Here is a 16399-nt window from a genome sequence, read left to right on the forward strand (position 1 = left end):
ATCGTCATGTCAACGGCGCGGCAGTTTTGCGCGGATGTGGTTCAACAGGAGGAGTCAGGCATGAAGGTGGTGTCACACCTGGAAAAGATTGCGAAGCTTCAGGCACTGCGCGACCGCCTGGATCCGCTCCAGGATTTCGAACTGTGGTTCTGGGCCGGCATGACGGCCGGCACGCACGCGGTCAATGCAGCACTGCATCAGGCCGGCGTCACGCTGGACGACGACATGTTCGCCACGCAGCCCGGCGTTTATCTGGTGCCGCAAGCGGACGGCAAGCTTCAGGCGGCGTTCCGGCCGCTTGGCGATGTACTGCATGTCGGGCGCCCGAAAGTGGAAGCACCGGTCCCCGACGACATCGCCGCGATGATGGAAGACATGGAGTGCATCGAGCATTACCGCGACCCGTGCCTGCGCGAGGGCCTGGTCCCGACCGAAGCCATCGCCCGCAGCTGCGACACGGCGCTGCGGCATTGCCTCGATTTGCTGGCGACGCGCATGGAAGGGGGCGCACATGGACATTGAAGGACACATGGCGATTGCGCGCCGCATCGAGGCATCGCTGCAGAAATGCGGACCGGCTGACTACGAGATGACCATCGAAGCCGCGATGCTCGCCGGCACGCACTGGCTGAACGTGCTGCTCCACAAGCTGGGCACCACGCCGGCGCAGCAGGATGTGTTCCACACGTACCTGCTGACCGTCAACGAGTTCCGGCGGCTGACGGTGGCGGCGGAAAAGCCGCTGGCCGCGCTGGCGGCCATCGAGGACACGCGTGCGCCGTTTGTGCGGGGCAATCATCCCGGCGGCGAAGTCGCGGCCGAGCGAGCGTTGACGCTGCTTTCGCTGATCCGCGCAACGGCGCTCGGCCATGCATGAGACAGCAAGGAATCGAACGAAACAAGGAAGGAGCCAATAGTGAAGGCAATTCGTGTGGTGCCGGGCCCGGAGGGCGGCGAGGTCGAGGTGCAGGATATTCCCGTTCCCGTCGCGGGGCCGGGCCAGGTGCTGGTCAGGGTGCGCGCTTCGGGTCTGAACCGCGGTGAAATCAACCAGGCGAAGGAATTGCGTACCGGCAATACCATCACCACGGGCGTCGAGTTCGCGGGCGAGGTGGCAGAAGTCGGCGAAGGCGTGCACGGCTGGCGCAAGGGCGACCGGGTCATGGGGCACGGAAAAGGCTGCCAGGCCGAGTATGTGATCTCCGACCCGATGGCCCTGATTGCCGTCCCGGATGGCATGTCCTGGATCGATGCAGCCGCATTTCCGAACGTGTTCATCACCGCGCACGACGCGCTGGTGGTCAATGGCCAGCTCAAGGCCGGCGAGTCGGTGCTGATCAACGGTGCCTCGGGCGGGGTGGCGATGGCCGCCATCCAGATCGCGTCGCTGATGGGCTCCAAGCCGGTGATTGCCCAGTCGCGTTCGGCCGCCAAGCTCGACAAGCTGAGCCAGTACGGTGTGGACGTCTGCATCGATTCGTCGAAGGATGACCAGGTCGAGAAGGTGATGGAGGCGACCGGCAACAAGGGCGTCGACGTCATCATCGACACGGTCGGCGGGCCGGTGTTCGAAGCCAATATGAAGAGCCTTGCCGTTCAGGGGCGCCTGGTGAACATCGCGCGGCTGGGTTCGGCCACGGCGCAGATCGACCTGGCCCAGTTGTGGCTCAAGCGCCTGCACCTGATCGGCGTGACGTTCCGTACCCGCACCGAGCAGGAACGTCTGGATTGCATCCAGGCGTGCGCGCGCGACATGCTGCCGTTCCTGCGCGCGGGCCGCGTGCGGCTGCCGATCGACCGCACCTTTGCCATGACCGATATCCACGCGGCGCACGCATACATGAAGCAAGACCAGCACGTCGGCAAGATCGTGCTGCTGGTCGACTGAATCCACCGATAGAAGAGGAGACATCATGACCATCGAAATCAAGCCGCTGACCGGTTCGGTCGGGGCATCCGTCACCGGCGTCAGCCTGAACGACCCGATCAACGACGCCACCTTCAAGGTGCTGCACCAGGCGTTCCTCGAACACGGCATGCTCGTGTTCCGCGGCCAGTTCCTGCAGCCCGCTGCGCAGGTGGCCTTCGCCCGGCTGTGGGGCACGCCCGTGCAGGGCAACCCGCTGCTCAAGGGGCTGGCGGAGTTCCCGGAACTGTTCCAGGTCACCAAGATCCCGAAGGAGACCGCATCCACCGAAGCCTGGCACTCGGACTCGATCTACACCGCGGTGCCGCCGAAGATCTCGATCCTGTCGGGCGTCACGATTCCCATCGGCGGCGACACCATGTGGTGCAACCAGTACCTGTCGTACGAGCGCCTGTCGCCGGTCATGCAGCGTCTGCTCGAGGGCCTGCGCGCACGCTTCACGGGCGCGCGGCTGGCCAAGATGACCGGTTCCGACAAGGTGCCTTCGGCCGTGCACCCGATCGTGCGCACGCATCCGGAGACGGGCCGCAAGGCACTGTACGTGGGCCATCCGGACACCGCCGAGTGCATCGAAGGCATGACCGAGGCGGAAAGCCGTCCGCTGCTCGATTTCCTGTACGAACACTCGGTCACCCCGGACAACGTCTACCGCCACATGTGGCAGGAAGGCGATGTGGTGATGTGGGACAACCGCTGCACCATGCACTACGCCGTCCATGACTACGGCAATGCCGAGCGCGTACTCAACCGCGTGACGCTCGAAGGCGAAGTGCCCAACTGAGCGGCACGAACCAACCGGCACCGCAGGCGGCACTGGCCCTGAGCGGTACCCGGCGCGCAGCGTCCCCATGCCGGTTGGCGCAGCGGATCACAGGAGATGGAACCATGCAGATAGGCATCCCGACTGAGACTCGGGCGGGAGAGGCGCGCGTCGCCGCTACGCCGGAGACCGTCAAGAAATACGTCGCCCAGGGCCATCAGGTCGTGGTGCAGGCGGGCGCGGGCTTGCGCGCCAGCCAGCCCGACAGCGCCTATGAGGCAGCCGGCGCGACGATTGGCACCGCCGCCGACGCGCTGGGCGCGCCGCTTGTGCTGAAGGTGCGCGCACCTGAGGCCGGTGAGCTGGCGCAAATGAAGCACGGCGCTGTGCTGGTGGGCATGCTCAATCCGTTCGATACCGAGAACAACGCACGCATGACCGCCGCAGGCATCACCGCGTTCGCGCTCGAAGCCGCGCCGCGCACCACGCGTGCGCAGAGCATGGACGTGCTGTCCTCGCAGGCGAACATTGCGGGCTACAAGGCCGTGCTGGTCGCCGCGCATCACTACCAGCGCTTCATGCCGATGCTGATGACCGCGGCGGGTACCGTCAAGGCGGCGCGCGTGCTGATCCTCGGTGCCGGCGTGGCGGGCCTGCAGGCCATCGCCACGGCCAAGCGCCTCGGCGCGGTGATCGAAGCCTCGGACGTGCGCCCGGCGGTGAAAGAGCAGATCGAATCGCTCGGCGGCAAGTTCCTGGACGTCCCGTTCGTGACCGACGAAGAGCGCGAGATCGCGCAGGGCGTGGGCGGCTATGCGCGCCCGATGCCGCCGGACTGGATGAAGCGCCAGGCCGAACTGGTGCACCAGCGCGCGATCCAGGCCGACATCATCATTACCACAGCCCTGATCCCGGGTCGCAAGGCACCCGTGCTGCTGCAGGAAGCGACCGTGCAGCAGATGAAGCCGGGCTCGGTAGTGGTCGATCTGGCCGCCGCGCAGGGCGGCAACTGCCCGCTGACCGTGGCCGACGAAGTGGTCGAGCGCCACGGCGTGATCTTCGTAGGCCATACCAACCTCGCCAGCATGGTCGCCGCAGACGCCTCGGCGCTGTACGCGCGCAACGTGCTGGACTTCCTCAAGCTGGTCATCGACAAGGACGGCCAGTTCACGCTCAACCTCGAAGACGACATCGTCGCGGCCTGCCTGATGACGCGGCGAGTGGAAGAGGCGGTGGCCTGACGCGCGAGGGTGACAAGGGACGCCTGTTTGCTCCCCTCTCCCACTCGTGGGAGAGGGGTCGGGGGAGAGGGCAGGCGTTGCCACGAAGTGAAGGGGATCGCTGCTGCGAACACCGGCCCTCTCCCCCAACCCCTCTCCCGCAGGCGGGAGAGGGGAGCAAGCCGGTGGTCGATCCAGCCGCCGGTCATCGGACTGAGGTTGCAAGGAGATATGGAATGGAAATGGTGAACCACACGGTGATCAACCTGATCATCTTCGTGCTGGCGATCTACGTGGGTTACCACGTGGTGTGGACAGTCACGCCCGCGCTGCACACCCCGCTGATGGCGGTAACGAACGCGATCTCGGCCATCATCATCGTCGGCGCCATGCTGGCCGCCGGGCTGACCGAAGGCGGCGTGGGCCGTGCGATGGGTACGCTCGCCGTGGCGCTGGCCGCCGTCAATGTATTCGGCGGCTTCCTCGTCACGCAGCGCATGCTCGAGATGTTCCGCAAGAAGGCGCCCAAGGCGCAGCCCGCAAAGACGCCCGCGCACGCGGGCGGCGAACTGGTGGAGATGCAGCGATGAACGGACTGTCCATGAATACCGTGACGCTGTTCTACCTGGGCGCGTCGGTCTGCTTCATCCAGGCGCTCAAGGGGCTGTCGCATCCGGCTTCTGCCCGCAAGGGCAACGCCTTCGGCATGATTGGCATGGCGGTGGCGGCACTCACCACGGTGGCGCTGATCGTCAAGCTCAAGAGCGAGTTCCTGGCCGCCGGCAGCGGCACGGCGGCAGGGTCGGGCCTCGCGCTGATCCTGGCCGGTCTGGTCGTCGGTGGCGGCATCGGCGTGTACGTGGCGAAAAAGGTCGAGATGACCAAGATGCCCGAACTGGTCGCGGCGATGCACTCGCTGATCGGTCTCGCAGCGGTGTGCATTGCGGTGGCGGCGGTGGCCGAGCCAGCGGCCTTCGGCATCGCGCCGGCGGGCTCGCATGAGATCCCGCTGGGCAACCGCATCGAACTGTTCATCGGCTGCTTCGTCGGTGCGATCACGTTCTCCGGTTCGGTGATCGCGTTCGGCAAGCTGGCCGGGCGCTACAAGTTCCGCCTGTTCCAGGGCGCGCCGGTGGTATTCGCGGGCCAGCACATGCTGAACCTGGCGCTGGCCGTCGCCATGATCGGCTTTGGTATCGCGTTCTTCATGACGCAGGACTGGACACCGTTCCTGGTCATGCTGGCCATCGCCTTCGTGCTCGGTGTGCTGATCATCATCCCGATCGGCGGTGCCGACATGCCGGTGGTGGTGTCGATGCTGAACTCGTACTCGGGCTGGGCCGCGGCAGGCATCGGCTTCTCGCTGAACAACCCGATGCTGATCATCGCCGGCTCGCTGGTGGGTTCGTCCGGTGCCATCCTCTCGTACATCATGTGCAAGGCGATGAACCGCTCGTTCTTCAACGTGATCCTCGGTGGCTTTGGCAGCGATGCGGCAGCCGGTGCCGCAGGCGGTTCGCAAGTGCAGCGCAACGTGAAGTCGGGCTCTGCCGATGATGCCTCGTTCCTGATGGGCAACGCCGAGACCGTGATCATCGTGCCGGGCTACGGCCTTGCCGTGGCGCGCGCCCAGCACGCGCTCAAGGAACTGACGGAGAAGCTGACCGAGAAGGGCGTGACCGTGAAATACGCGATCCACCCAGTCGCAGGCCGCATGCCAGGCCACATGAACGTGCTGCTGGCCGAAGCCGAAGTGCCCTACGACCAGGTCTTCGAGATGGAGGACATCAACAGCGAATTCGGCCAGGCCGACGTGGTGCTGGTGCTCGGCGCCAATGACGTGGTGAACCCGTCGGCAAAAACCGATCCGAAATCACCGATCGCCGGCATGCCGATCCTGGAGGCGTACAAGGCCAAGACCATCATCGTGAACAAGCGTTCGATGGCGGCCGGCTATGCAGGCCTGGATAACGAACTGTTCTACATGGACAAGACCATGATGGTGTTCGGCGACGCCAAGAAGGTGGTCGAGGACATGGTCAAGGCGGCGTAAGCACTACGTCATACGGATATCGGAGGAGACATGGCAATGAACCATGAGGACGGACACAGCCTGAACCCGTTCGCTGATCTGGAGGGCAAGGTGGCGCTGGTCACCGGCGCCTTCGGTGGACTGGGTCTGCATTTCGCGAAGACCCTGTCGCGCGCCGGCTGCAAGGTGGCATTGGCCGGACGGCGCGTGGGCGAAGGCGAGGCGCTGCTGGCCGAACTGCGCAAGCAGGGTGGACAGGGTTGCGTGGTCGCGCTCGACGTCAGGGACCCCACCTGGGTCGATTCGGCATTCGAGCGTGCGCAGCAAGAGCTGGGTCCCGTGCAGATCGTCGTCAACAGCGCCGGCATTGCAACCACCGGCGCGGCCATGGACGTGGACGAGGCGCAGTGGCAAAGCGTGATCGACACCAACCTGAACGGCGCCTGGCGCGTGGCACAGCGTGCCGCGCGCATGATGCGCGACACCGACACGCACGGCAGCATCATCAACATCGCGTCGATTCTCGGGCTGCGCGTGGCCCAACAGGTGCCGGCGTACACGGCCGCCAAGGCCGGCCTGATCCACCTGACGCGCTCGCTGGCGCTGGAGTGGGCGCGCCACGGCATCCGCGTCAATGCGCTCGCGCCGGGCTACTTCGAGACCGAGATTAACCGCAGCTTCTTCGAGACCGAAAGCGGGCAGGCGCTGATCCGGCGCATCCCGCAGCGCCGGCTCGGACAGCCCCGGCAGCTCGACGGCGCGCTACTGCTGCTGGCTTCGGACGCGTCCGACTTCATGACCGGCACGGTGCTGCCTGTCGACGGTGGCCATTCCATCAATTCGCTTTAAGGCAAGCCTCCATGTTCACTCCCTGCCCCACCGAACGCAGCAAGGCCATTGCCGACCGCGTCGAGGCCTTCGTGCGCGACGTTGTCGCGCCGTATGAGCGCGATCCCCGCAACGCCGGCCACGGCCCGACCGAGGACCTGGTGCGCGAACTGCGCGCCAAGGCGCGCGAAGCGGGCGTCATGACGCCGCACATCCTGCCCGACGGCGACCACCTGACGCAGCTGGAGACGGCAGCGGTGCTCAAGCGCTCGGCGCTCTCGCCGCTGGGCCCCGTGGCCGTCAATACGATGGCGCCGGATGAAGGCAATATGTACCTGCTCGGCAAGGTCGCCACGCCGGAACAGAAGCGTCGCTTCCTCGACAAGCTCGTGAGTGGCGACGCGCGCTCGGCCTTCTTCATGACCGAGCCGGCCGAGGAAGGCGGCGCCGGGTCCGATCCGTCGATGCTGCAGACCATTGCCGTGCAGCAAGGGGACGAGTGGGTCATCAACGGCCGCAAGATGTTCATCACCGGCGCGGAAGGCGCTTCGGTCGGCATCGTGATGGCGCGCACGGGCGGCGACGACAAGGTGCAGTCGACCATGTTCCTGGTGGACCTGCCCAACCCGGCCATCCGCATCGAACGCGTGCTCGACACCATCGACAATTCGATGCCCGGCGGCCATGCGCTGATTGTGATCGACAATCTGCGCGTGCCGGCCAGCCAGGTGCTGGGCGAGGTCAACGAAGGCTTCCGCTACGCGCAGGTACGGCTGTCGCCCGCGCGGCTCTCGCATTGCATGCGCTGGCACGGTTGCGCCACGCGCGCGAACGAAATCGCCACGGCTTACGCGACTCGGCGCAAGGCCTTCGGCAAGCTGCTGATCGACCACGAGGCGGTGGGCTTCATGCTGGCCGAAAACCTCATTGACCTGCAGCAGGCGGCGCTGATGATCGACTGGTGCGCGGGCGTGCTCGATAGCGGCGTGCTCGGCACCAACGAAAGCTCCATGGCCAAGGTGGCGGTGTCCGAGGCGGTGTACCGCGTCGCGGACCGCTGCGTGCAGGTCATGGGCGGCACGGGCGTGTCGCGCGATACGATCGTCGAGCAGGTGTTCCGCGAAGTGCGCGCGTTCCGCATCTACGACGGCCCGACCGAAGTCCACAAGTGGTCGCTGGCGAAGATGATCAAGCGCAAGACCCTGAGCGGCGAGGCGAGCCATGGCTGAGGCACACGATTTCGCCGGCACAGTGCCGGTGCGCGAGCAGCACCGCTTCGACCAGGCGGCGCTGGAGCGGTGGATGGCGCAGCACGTCGAAGGCTACGCCGGACCGCTGACGATCGATCAGTTCAAGGGCGGGCAGTCCAACCCCACCTATCGCCTGCGCACGCCGGGACACAGCTATGTGCTGCGGCGCAAGCCACCCGGCGATCTGCTCAAGGGCGCGCATGCGGTCGAACGCGAAGCGCGCGTGATGGCGGCGCTGGGAGAGGCGGGTTTTCCGGTGCCGCGCATCCACGGGCTCTGCACCGACGATTCGGTGATCGGCAGCTGGTTCTTCGTCATGGATCTGGTCGAAGGGCGCATCTTCTGGGATGCGGGCTTCGCCGACATGCCGCGCGATGAGCGTGCCGCATACATGGATGCGATGAACGCGACGCTGGCCAGCCTGCATACGATCGATCCGCAGGCCATCGGGCTCGGTGACTACGGCAAGGCGGGCGGCTATGTCGCGCGGCAGGTGGCGCGGTGGTCGAAGCAGTACCTCGACGACGAACTCGCTGGCCGGCATCCGGCGATGGACTGGTTGGTCGAGTGGCTGCCGAAACATCTTCCCGCGAGCGACGACGTTGCCATCACCCACGGCGACTTCCGCGCCGACAACCTGATCTTCCATCCGACCGAGCCGCGCGTGCTCGCCGTGCTGGATTGGGAGCTGTCGACGCTCGGCGATCCGCTGGCCGACTTCGCCTACCACGCGATGATGTTCCGCATGCCACCCGATATCCTGGGCGGCATCGCGGGACGGGACCTGGTGGCGGCAGGCTTGCCGGACGAGGCGGCGTACGTCGCGGCTTATTGCCGCCGCACCGGGCGCGAAGGCATCGCCGACCTGGACTTCTACATCGCCTTCAATATGTTCCGTTTCGCGGCGATCCTGCATGGCGTGAAGGGCCGTGCTGCACGCGGCACCGCGTCGAGTGCCGAGGCGCATGCGATGGGCGAGCGTTTCGCGCGCGTGGCGGATCTGGCGTGGGCGCAGGCGCAACGCGTGGTCTGACATTGTCGTAGTCGTAGTCGTACTCGAAGTCGACCATCAGGCCTGGCGCAGCTGTCGGCGTAGCCGTCTGTGCCTGCGATCCCTGGATCCTCCTGTAAAGCCCGGCCCGTTGCCCCTGCACGGTCCGGGTTTTTTCATGTTGTCCCGTGCATCCCGCCTCGAATGTCGTGCGCCACACAGGCTCCCGCCGCCGCGTCACGACAACTGTCTATGTGTTCTGTTTATTCGAACACGATCGCTGATCCGGGGCCATTGAACCGCAGATTCTCGCTGCCCATACTCCTTCTTACATTGCCGGAGGCGGACGCGTCAGCAGCGACAGCGAAGAAGAGACGAGAACGAGCCAGCCGCGTCGCACTATGTTCTATGTAGGACTTCTGGATTTCCCTAGAAGAAAGTCATCAATGACGGATATATGCTTTAAAGACATATATAGGAGTTGATGAGTTGACCATGCGAGTCGAAGTTCCGCGGACGACCTTGCCCGGCTCTTCATTTGCGCGTCCAGGGACGCAGATTGGGGTAGTGCGCGGCATTGCGGGCTCGCGCGAAGCGGCCTCCTCGGTGATTCCGATTCGCGCCGCAAGCTGACCGCGAAACGGAGAAGCGCTGCACCAAACGATTCGTTGTGCCGCGACGCCTGCAGGCTCGATCTGCGGAGCTGCTGGCGTCGTGACTTCATGTCGACTATCAGGAGGTTTGAGAGATGCGTCTGAGGACCAAATTTCGCAGCGTTGCCTGCGGCTTGGCGATGCTGTGCGCTGGCTTGGGCATTGCGCATGCGCAAGAGTTTGCCGGCCGCCTGGTCAATGTGATGGTCAATTTCCCGGTGGGTGGCCCCACTGACCTGGAGGCGCGCGTTTTTGCGGAACATCTGCCGCGCTTTCTGAAAGGCACCAGCGCTGTCGTCGTTCGCAACGTTGCCGGCGCCGGCGGCATGATCGCCGTGAACCAGCTTGGCGACATCTCCGAAACGAACAAGCTCAACATCGGCTTCTTTACCTGGGACCCGATGCAGCAGATCCTGAAGCATCCGAACTTGCGGGTCCAATTCAACGACCTCAAGTTCATTGCCGGCATGGAGCAGACCAACCTGCTTTACATCCGGCGTGACACCGCGCCGGGCATCGCCAAACCTGCCGACATTGCCAAGGTCAAATCGTTTCGCGCCGCCGTGCTTTCGAACGGTTCGGACTGGTCGGCGTTGCGCCAGAGTCTGGCCCTTGACCTGCTCGGCGCCAAGTACCGGATCATTCCCGGCTACAAGGGGACGCGTGAGGCCGAAGTGGCGATGCTCCAGGGCGACATCCAGTTGGTCAGTAATTCCTTGCCCGGCTACAACTCCTTTGCCAGACTGAATTTGGTGGACAAGGGCCTCGCGATCCCGCTCTTCCAGTACGAGCGCGGCGAAGGCAACCTCAGACGCAGTCCCAACCTGCCCGATGTGCCCACCTTCCTGGAACTCTACCGCGAAATCCACGGCGCCAATACGAACCCGGCCGGGCCGAAGTGGGAAGCGCTGCAGTTCCTGAACCGGATCTCGCGCACGCCTCGGGTGATTTTCATGCCACCCAATGCTCCCGATGCTGCCGTCGCGGAACTGCGCAGCGCCGTGGAAAGGATGGCGAAGGATCCGCAATTCATCGCGCAGTATGAAAAGGTGGCGCAGGCGCCGGCCCATTTCGTCCAGGGTGCCGACGGCGAGCGCGTCATTGTCGAACTGAAAAGGTTGCCGCCTGAGATGGTGACCTTCTTCAACCAGTACATCGAATCGAATTCATCGCGCTGAGCGCTGCCAGCGCGGCCAACTGCAGCCGCGTGCACGCCGTCGCCGTGCGCGCACGCAGCGGCACTCAAGGGAAATGGGTATGGACTGCAACGATATGATGAATTTTGAGTTGCCGGAAGAACTGCGCATGCTGAAGGATTCGCTGCGCCGCTTTGTGAATCAGGAGCTGATTCCGGCCGAACTCACCGCGCGCAAGGACGACAAGCTGATTCCCGAACTGCGTGCCCGCGTCGATGCGTTCGGGAAAGAATTGGGACTCGACAAGTTCGATGTGCCCGTCGAATACGGCGGGCTGGGATTCGGCCTGCTTGCCAAGACCATCGTGTGGTCCGAACTCGCCCGCACGGTGGCCTTGCCGGTGCGGGCAATCAATCCGTTCGGCGCGACGGTGTACCCCGTGCTCTATGAACTCGACGCTGCGCAGAAGGAGCGCTTTCTCTTGCCGACACTGCGCGGCGAATTGAAATGGTGCTTTGCCCAGACCGAGCCCGATGCGGGTTCGGACCCCGGAGGCATGAAGACTACCGCCGTGCGCGACGGCGATCATTACGTGATCAACGGTTTCAAGCGCTTCATCACCGGCGCGGCTGATGCCGATTATGCGCAACTGATGGCCGCGACCGACCGCGCAAAGGGCTCGCACGGCGGGATCTCTGCGTTCATCGTCGACATGAAATCTCCCGGGGTAAAACTGCTGCGCGCGCAGAAGATGCTGGTCGACGACACGCCTTGGGAAATCGCCTTCGACGATGTCAGGGTGCCGGTGGAAAATCGCATCGGCGCCGAAGGCGAAGGCTTCAAGCACGCACAGAAAGTGCTCACCGTACTGCGCGTGCGTCACGGCGCCAAGGCCTGCGGGGTGATGGAGCGCTGTCTGGAACTGACCGCGGGCTACGCGAAGGAGCGGGTGACCTTCGGCAAGCCGCTTGCTGAACGGCAAGGCGTGCAATGGTTGATCGCCGATTCCTACCTCGAGTGGCACCAGCTCGAACTGATGGTCAGGCACGCTGCGTGGAAACACGATCGCGGCGAGGACATTCGCACGGAAGCTTACATGGTGAAGAATTTCGGTGACAGCAAGTCCTTTGAAGCTGCAGATCGATGCATGCAAGTCCACGGCGGTATCGGACTCTCGACCGAACTGCCGATCGAGAAGTTCTGGCGTGATCAGCGCAGCATGTTGATCACCGATGGGCCGACCGACGTTCTCAAGGCCGCCATTGCCCGGCATGCCTTGAATGTGTTCGGCTGATGGCACTGGTGCGCCGAGGCGCATTGCCGATCCAGGCAATGCATCGCGCCCGAATCTGTTTCCTTCTGGAGAACCCATGAATCCAAGCCGCATCCACGAACTTCTCGAGCCGTGGCTCACGAGTGAGCCCGACCGCGAGTTCATCCATCTCCCCGATCGCACTGTGACCTACGCCGAGGTCGGCGCGATGGCCAGCGCCCTGGAGACGGAACTGCTCGCCTTGGGCGTGCGCCCCGGCGATCGGGTGGTCATCGTGACGGAAAACTGCACCGAGCATATCGCCTTGCTGCTCGCTTGCAGTCGCGTCGGCGCCTGGTCCTGCGGCGTCAATGCCCGCATGGCAGCCGGCGAAGTCGATGCTTTTGCGCAATTGGTCGATGCGCGGCTGATCTACTTCACCACGGGGGTCTCGGCGGCGGCAATGACCCATGCCGGGCGCCACCAGGCCCGCTCATCGACGCTCGACGGACTCATGCACAGCGACGTGCGCGTTGAGGCAGTCGCCGAACAAGGCAGCGAAGCCGAGCGCGTCGCGGCGATCATCTCCACCTCGGGCACCACCGGAAGGCCAAAGGGCGTCATGGTGACCCATGCGGCCGTGCTGCATGCCGCGCGCGTCTCATGCAAATCGCGCGGCCTGGGTCGCGACGATCGCCTGTGCCTGTTCGTGCCGATGACCCATATCTTCGGCCTTGCCGCCGTGCTGGCCTCGTCGCTCCTTTCGGGCGCAACATTGGTCTTGCAGCAGACGTTCTCTGCCGCTGATGTGCTCGACGCACTCGCTCATCATCGGGTCAGCCAGCTGCAAGGTCCGCCGGCGCTGTATTCGCGCCTGCTTGCCCACCTCGAGACGCATGGCATTGACCGGCCATCAGCGCCGCATCTGCGCTACATCTACACCGGAAGCAGTCCGCTCGATATCGCGCTGAAGGAGCGCGTGGAGGCTTGTTTCGGCCTGCCGCTGCACCACGGTTATGCGAGTTCGGAATCCCCGGTCGGCTGCGCCACCACAAGCAACGTGCGGCGCCAGGACACCGCCGCAGGCTATCTACTGGAAGGCATGTCCATTCGCATCGTGGACGCCAATCATCGCGATGTAGCGGCCGGAGAGACCGGGGAAATCTGGCTCGCCGGGCCGTATCTGACACCCGGTTACTTTCGAGACCCCGAGGCTACCCGGCAGGCGTTCCGTCCCGGCGGCTGGTATGCCACCGGTGACCTTGGGCGGCTGGCGGAGGACGGCGCGCTGTTCATCGTCGGCCGACTGAAGGAACTCATCATCCGCTCCGGTTTCAATGTGTATCCGGCAGAAGTGGAAGCGGTGCTCAATCAGCATCCCAGCGTGCGGCGCTCGGCGGTCGTCGGGCAGCGAGAGCCTGATGGCAACGAGAGGGTGATCGCCTTCCTCGAGCTTCGCGACGGCATGGGCTTCGATGAGCAAGCACTGCGCGGCTACCTGCGCGAGCAACTGGCGCCCTACAAGCAACCGGCACTGTTTCGCGTGCTGCCCTCCATGCCGATGACTGACACCGGCAAGTTGCTCAAACGAAATTTGCTCGCCCACATCGATGCCGTGGCGCAGGGATGACCGGGCTGTTGCCCTCGTGAAATGAACGAAACATCGAAGGAGAAAGAAATGAGCAAGGAAGTAGTGAGTTATGAACTCGATGGCGACGTTGCCATTATCGGCCTCAACCGTCCGGAAAAGCGTAATGCCTTCAACGACGAATTGCATAAGCAGTTGCATACGGCGGTGATGCGCGCGGGTGAAGAGGCCAGGTGCGGCGTGCTGTTCGGTCATGGGGAGTGCTTCAGCGGTGGGCTGGATCTTGCCTACGCCGCGGCGATGTGGGAAAGCGGCAAGGAGCACAAACTGCCGTATCCCCGCAATTACGACACTGAGCTGATCGCTCGGGGGAGGATACCTTTCGTCTCTGCCTTGCATGGCGCCACCATCGGTGGCGGCTTCGAGGCCGCGGCCAGCACCCATATTCGGGTCGCCGACGAAACGGCATTCTTCGCCCTGCCTGAGGGCCAGCGCGGCATCTTCGTCGGCGGCGCCGGCTCGGTGCGGATCAGCCGGCTGATCGGCACCGCCCTCATGACGGATCTGATGTTGACGGGACGCGTGCTGAACGCCGAGGAGGCGCTGCGCTTCAACGCGGTGCAGTATGTGGTGCCCAAGGGGCAGGCGCTGGAGAAGGCAGTCACATTGGCCCGGCGCATCTGCTCCAATGCACCGCTGACCAATTTCGCCATCACCAATGCCTTGCCGCGCATCGCGGATATGTCGTACGACGATGGCATCTTCGTCGAACGGTTGGTCAGCGAATATACGCTCAGCCCCGAAACGACCGCGCGTCTGGGCGAGTTCCTGAGCAAGAAAGCGGCGCCCATCAAGGCGCCGGGAGGGGGGGAGACGCCGTGAAGTGCCTGCGCGAATCGGCGATCGTCGCTTATGCCGAAACCAAGGTCATGGAGAAAAGCGACCGCGACGTCTGGGAGCTTGATGCCGAGGTCCTCGAAGCCTTGCTCGAGCGCAGCGGCTTCGAGAAGGGGGAGATCGACGGCCTGGTCATGGCCGGGTTCGGGCTGACAGCGGCGGGTGAGAGCTTCTGGGCGCAGGTCACGGCCGACCAGCTCGGCCTGGAGCTCGACTACTGCGACCAGGTGCATATCGGCGGCTGTTCAGCCACCGGCAGCGTCGCACGCGCCGCGGCGGCGATCGATGCCGGCCTGTGCACCACGGTCCTGCTGCTGTTCGCCGACACTGGCGTGGCGGAAAACAACCGAGGTGACCGAAGCTTCCGCCGCGAGTGGGCCGATCCGTACGGCGTATTCGGTCCCCCCGACGCTTTCGGCTTGCTGACGCGGCGCTACGAGCATCAGTATGGACTTGACTACGAGATGCTGGGCAAGCTCGCGGTCACCCAGCGTGCCCATGCCGTGTTGAACGAGAACGCCTGCGAGAAGCTGCGCAAGCCGATCACGATCGACGACTACCTCAACTCGCGCATGATTGCCGACCCGATACGTCTGCTCGATTGCGTCATGCGCTGCGACGCCGCGTCCGGCCTGTTGATGACGAGCAGGCGACGCGCCAGGGAAAAGGGCATCGACAAGTTCGTCACACCGATCGGCTATGGGGAGCGGACCAACTTCCAGGGCGGGGAGAACTTCGTCGATGTGACCCGCAGTGGCCACGAGGCTTGCGGCAAACGTGCCCTCGCCCAGGCAGGACTCGCGCTCAAGGATGTTGCATCGTTTCATCCCTACGACGATTTCATCATCGCGATCATGCTGCAGCTCGAGGCGTTCGGCTTTTGCGGGCGTGGCCAGGGCGTGCAGTTCATCCGCGAAATGAACTTCGCCTTCGATGGTGATCTCCCCTTGAATACCGGCGGCGGCCAGATCTCGGCGGGGCAAGCAGCATGCTGTTCGCACAACCTGATCGAGGCAGTGAGGCAGTTGATGGGCGAGGGCGGTGCGCGTCAGGTCAGGAATACCGCCAATGCGCTGGTGAGTGGCATCGGCTGGATCAATTACTCGCGCAACTGGGGTACGAGCAGCGCCCTGGTTTTGGCTCCCAACGCATGATCAATACGCGAGGCGACGATGGAAACAGCTACTCCCGATCTTCTCAACGATACCTTTGATGTCAGGCGCGCGATCCAGCCATCCAGCTTCACGCAACCATACTGGGCGGCGACACGCGAGAAGAAATTGGTCATCCAGTATTGCCGGGCGACCGGCAAGTATCAGCATTACCCGCGCCCAACCAGCATCTTCACCGGCCGCAAGACCGACATCGAATGGCGCGAGGCTTCGGGTCGCGGCGAAATTTTTTCATGGACCGTCGTGCGGCGCGGCCCCGCAGCGTTTCGTGGACACGAGCCCTATGTGGTCGTGTCGGTGACCCTCGATGTCGGCGTCAATGTGATTGCCAACCTGGTCCATTGTTCGCTGGATGAGGTTTGCATCGGCATGAAGGTCGTGCCCTGCTGGCTGCCGATCGACGATGGCATGCACCTGCTGATGTTTGAACCGGAGCGGTAGGGGAGGGGGCCGCGGAGCATAGAGATTTTAGTTCTTCACGGAATAGTGAGTTTGTCGCTCTTGGCGGATGCTGCTGTTTCGCCGGCGTAGCCGGCGACCTCCTTTTGTCCGAGCGACAAAAGGAGGCAAAAGCGCGTTTACGGGTACGGTTCACCCACATAGGTAACAGAACAGTTCAAGCACATAGGTAACAGTTTTCTACCCTGCATGGGCGACTGCCACCGGGAGACGCCCATGCCCTGGAGTGAGCTC

The 16399-nt window shown here is 64.1% G+C and carries 16 protein-coding genes; all 16 read left to right on the forward strand.

Annotated features, from left to right (window positions below):
- The first annotated feature begins 60 nt into the window (after positions 1 to 60).
- Positions 61 to 522 (forward strand): hypothetical protein, encoded by a 462-nt coding sequence (locus KHO41_RS27095; RefSeq protein ID WP_211956328.1) that lies wholly within the window; start codon positions 61 to 63, stop codon positions 520 to 522.
- Entirely contained in the window at positions 512 to 877 is a 366-nt protein-coding gene (locus tag KHO41_RS27100) for a hypothetical protein (RefSeq protein WP_211956329.1), read from the forward strand. Before KHO41_RS27095 ends, KHO41_RS27100 begins: the two co-directional genes overlap by 11 nt.
- A 39-nt stretch (positions 878 to 916) precedes the next feature.
- A complete protein-coding gene (locus KHO41_RS27105) occupies positions 917 to 1888 on the forward strand; it encodes a zinc-binding dehydrogenase (protein WP_211956330.1) in 972 nt (323 codons plus the stop codon).
- A 25-nt stretch (positions 1889 to 1913) separates the two neighbouring features.
- Positions 1914 to 2708 (forward strand): TauD/TfdA dioxygenase family protein, encoded by a 795-nt coding sequence (locus KHO41_RS27110; RefSeq protein WP_211956331.1) that lies wholly within the window; start codon positions 1914 to 1916, stop codon positions 2706 to 2708.
- A 104-nt stretch (positions 2709 to 2812) separates the two neighbouring features.
- Positions 2813 to 3928 (forward strand): Re/Si-specific NAD(P)(+) transhydrogenase subunit alpha, encoded by a 1116-nt coding sequence (locus KHO41_RS27115; protein ID WP_211956332.1) that lies wholly within the window; start codon positions 2813 to 2815, stop codon positions 3926 to 3928.
- Positions 3929 to 4143: 215 nt separating this feature from the next.
- On the forward strand, positions 4144 to 4497 hold the full coding sequence (locus KHO41_RS27120; protein WP_211956333.1) for an NAD(P) transhydrogenase subunit alpha: 354 nt from the start codon (positions 4144 to 4146) through the stop codon (positions 4495 to 4497).
- The gene (locus KHO41_RS27125; RefSeq protein ID WP_211956334.1) at positions 4494 to 5960 is read left to right on the forward strand and encodes an NAD(P)(+) transhydrogenase (Re/Si-specific) subunit beta; all 1467 of its coding nucleotides are present in this window, start codon (positions 4494 to 4496) and stop codon (positions 5958 to 5960) included. Before KHO41_RS27120 ends, KHO41_RS27125 begins: the two co-directional genes overlap by 4 nt.
- Positions 5961 to 5996: 36 nt before the next feature.
- The gene (locus KHO41_RS27130; RefSeq protein WP_211956335.1) at positions 5997 to 6788 is read left to right on the forward strand and encodes an SDR family NAD(P)-dependent oxidoreductase; all 792 of its coding nucleotides are present in this window, start codon (positions 5997 to 5999) and stop codon (positions 6786 to 6788) included.
- Positions 6789 to 6799: 11 nt separating this feature from the next.
- A complete protein-coding gene (locus KHO41_RS27135) occupies positions 6800 to 7996 on the forward strand; it encodes an acyl-CoA dehydrogenase family protein (protein ID WP_211956336.1) in 1197 nt (398 codons plus the stop codon).
- Positions 7989 to 9050, forward strand: coding sequence for a phosphotransferase (locus tag KHO41_RS27140; protein ID WP_211956337.1), 1062 nt, complete (start codon positions 7989 to 7991; stop codon positions 9048 to 9050). Before KHO41_RS27135 ends, KHO41_RS27140 begins: the two co-directional genes overlap by 8 nt.
- 706 nt (positions 9051 to 9756) lie before the next feature.
- Positions 9757 to 10839 carry a Bug family tripartite tricarboxylate transporter substrate binding protein gene (locus KHO41_RS27145; RefSeq protein ID WP_211956338.1) on the forward strand — a complete coding sequence of 361 codons (1083 nt, stop codon included), beginning with the start codon at positions 9757 to 9759 and terminating at the stop codon, positions 10837 to 10839.
- Positions 10840 to 10918: 79 nt separating this feature from the next.
- Complete coding sequence (locus KHO41_RS27150; protein WP_211956339.1) at positions 10919 to 12091, forward strand: acyl-CoA dehydrogenase family protein; 1173 nt, start codon at positions 10919 to 10921, stop codon at positions 12089 to 12091.
- A gap of 76 nt (positions 12092 to 12167) precedes the next feature.
- Positions 12168 to 13679 carry a class I adenylate-forming enzyme family protein gene (locus KHO41_RS27155; protein WP_211956340.1) on the forward strand — a complete coding sequence of 504 codons (1512 nt, stop codon included), beginning with the start codon at positions 12168 to 12170 and terminating at the stop codon, positions 13677 to 13679.
- 48 nt (positions 13680 to 13727) lie between these two features.
- Positions 13728 to 14519, forward strand: coding sequence for a crotonase/enoyl-CoA hydratase family protein (locus tag KHO41_RS27160; RefSeq protein ID WP_211956341.1), 792 nt, complete (start codon positions 13728 to 13730; stop codon positions 14517 to 14519).
- A complete protein-coding gene (locus KHO41_RS27165; protein WP_211956342.1) occupies positions 14516 to 15688 on the forward strand; it encodes a thiolase family protein in 1173 nt (390 codons plus the stop codon). The genes KHO41_RS27160 and KHO41_RS27165 overlap by 4 nt, the downstream gene beginning before the upstream one ends.
- 18 nt (positions 15689 to 15706) lie before the next feature.
- The gene (locus KHO41_RS27170; RefSeq protein ID WP_211956343.1) at positions 15707 to 16147 is read left to right on the forward strand and encodes a Zn-ribbon domain-containing OB-fold protein; all 441 of its coding nucleotides are present in this window, start codon (positions 15707 to 15709) and stop codon (positions 16145 to 16147) included.
- Positions 16148 to 16399 lie beyond the last annotated feature (252 nt).

Origin of the sequence: Cupriavidus numazuensis, from assembly GCF_905397435.1 — a bacterium.
Classification (GTDB): domain Bacteria; phylum Pseudomonadota; class Gammaproteobacteria; order Burkholderiales; family Burkholderiaceae; genus Cupriavidus; species Cupriavidus numazuensis.

Bases quoted from the DNA above. Each gene is read 5' to 3' on its own strand.
- KHO41_RS27095 (WP_211956328.1), top strand. From the start codon at position 61: ATGAAGGTGGTGTCACACCTGGAAAAGATTGCGAAGCTTCAGGCACTG.
- KHO41_RS27100 (WP_211956329.1), top strand. From the start codon at position 512: ATGGACATTGAAGGACACATGGCGATTGCGCGCCGCATCGAGGCATCG.
- KHO41_RS27110 (WP_211956331.1), top strand. From the start codon at position 1,914: ATGACCATCGAAATCAAGCCGCTGACCGGTTCGGTCGGGGCATCCGTC.
- KHO41_RS27115 (WP_211956332.1), top strand. From the start codon at position 2,813: ATGCAGATAGGCATCCCGACTGAGACTCGGGCGGGAGAGGCGCGCGTC.
- KHO41_RS27120 (WP_211956333.1), top strand. From the start codon at position 4,144: ATGGAAATGGTGAACCACACGGTGATCAACCTGATCATCTTCGTGCTG.
- KHO41_RS27125 (WP_211956334.1), top strand. From the start codon at position 4,494: ATGAACGGACTGTCCATGAATACCGTGACGCTGTTCTACCTGGGCGCG.
- KHO41_RS27130 (WP_211956335.1), top strand. From the start codon at position 5,997: ATGAACCATGAGGACGGACACAGCCTGAACCCGTTCGCTGATCTGGAG.
- KHO41_RS27135 (WP_211956336.1), top strand. From the start codon at position 6,800: ATGTTCACTCCCTGCCCCACCGAACGCAGCAAGGCCATTGCCGACCGC.
- KHO41_RS27140 (WP_211956337.1), top strand. From the start codon at position 7,989: ATGGCTGAGGCACACGATTTCGCCGGCACAGTGCCGGTGCGCGAGCAG.
- KHO41_RS27145 (WP_211956338.1), top strand. From the start codon at position 9,757: ATGCGTCTGAGGACCAAATTTCGCAGCGTTGCCTGCGGCTTGGCGATG.
- KHO41_RS27150 (WP_211956339.1), top strand. From the start codon at position 10,919: ATGGACTGCAACGATATGATGAATTTTGAGTTGCCGGAAGAACTGCGC.
- KHO41_RS27155 (WP_211956340.1), top strand. From the start codon at position 12,168: ATGAATCCAAGCCGCATCCACGAACTTCTCGAGCCGTGGCTCACGAGT.
- KHO41_RS27160 (WP_211956341.1), top strand. From the start codon at position 13,728: ATGAGCAAGGAAGTAGTGAGTTATGAACTCGATGGCGACGTTGCCATT.
- KHO41_RS27170 (WP_211956343.1), top strand. From the start codon at position 15,707: ATGGAAACAGCTACTCCCGATCTTCTCAACGATACCTTTGATGTCAGG.